1 protein-coding gene is annotated in these 1084 nt (G+C 40.8%); it reads right to left on the bottom strand.

Going from position 1 to position 1084, the window contains the following annotated elements; genetic code table 11:
* Positions 1–537: 537 nt before the first annotated feature.
* The coding region (locus tag LD28_RS0112915) for an alanyl-tRNA editing protein (protein WP_033137374.1) at positions 538–1084 on the bottom strand (547 nt) is incomplete at its 5' end.

The following is a 1084-nucleotide window of genomic DNA, read 5'->3' as shown; positions in this document are numbered from 1 at the left end:
CCAATGGCATCAGTAACTACATTTAGCGACAGTAGCTGCTTGCTTGCATCATAGTCGATAATTGATAGGTGACCTTCTGATGCCAAGAGTTCAATAGGAGTAAACACAACAAAGCCAATCCATACTTTGTATATCAATCCACTGATATATACTTTATCAAGACTCATTAATTAAATGCCCAAGTTCATTTAAATATTTTTAATAAAAAATTTATTAATATAATTTTGCACATTTGTCTCTAATGATTTGCAGACCGATACTATATCTGTATTACCAAGCATCTAGTATACCTCTTGATTCGATGAATTAATGATGACAGCATATCAATATTAAGCGTAGCCAGGGCTTGACGTACCTATTGACCATGTTCGAATGAGACATTTCGAACCATGCGTAATAACTCATCAGGATATTATATTTGTCAAGCTTGTTGTGTTATCTGCGATATGTAGACAAAATGCTTTAAATTGAAAAACTTAATAGCATTAGGTGGGGGGCCTGTCAGAAACCTGAAAATATTGTTTTAAATTTATATCGCTAAATATCAACATAGAAGCTCACTCGTACTTTATCGCACTTTTTCTTTATCGAGGTCACTATCACTTGCTTAAATTTTTCAAGTGATTTCAAGTGTGTGCCGCCACATGGTACCTTAGGGTAATCACCGATCTGAATAGTACGAATTTCATTTTCCATAACACTCATGTGAACCATGAGTCCGGCATTAATGTCATCCGCCAACTGGTTGTTGATCCTTGATGCATCCGGGACTACAGTTTCTGCCTTGGTCTGGAACTCAACCCGCCCTTCACCAGGCCACTGATGACCGGCAACAGCGATTAAGCCAGGGTAAAGATGCTCGACCACTGCAGCAACTAAATGACCGGCAGTGTGCCATGCACTGTGTAATTCACGCTGAATTGGTTCAACCCGCAAACTGACCAACTGCCCGACGACCAGTCCATTCAATGAATCAACATAATGGTCCACTCCGCCAGCATGGTGGGCTACGTGGTGTACCCGGCTATTGCCAATTAGGCCACAGTCTGCCTTTTGCCCCCCCCCCTGTGGATGAAAAATAGTG

The organism is Aeromonas finlandensis (assembly GCF_000764645.1).
Taxonomy (GTDB): domain Bacteria; phylum Pseudomonadota; class Gammaproteobacteria; order Enterobacterales; family Aeromonadaceae; genus Aeromonas; species Aeromonas finlandensis.
Note: the sequence above shows the minus strand (reverse complement) of the source record. Positions and strands in the feature narration are given on the sequence as shown.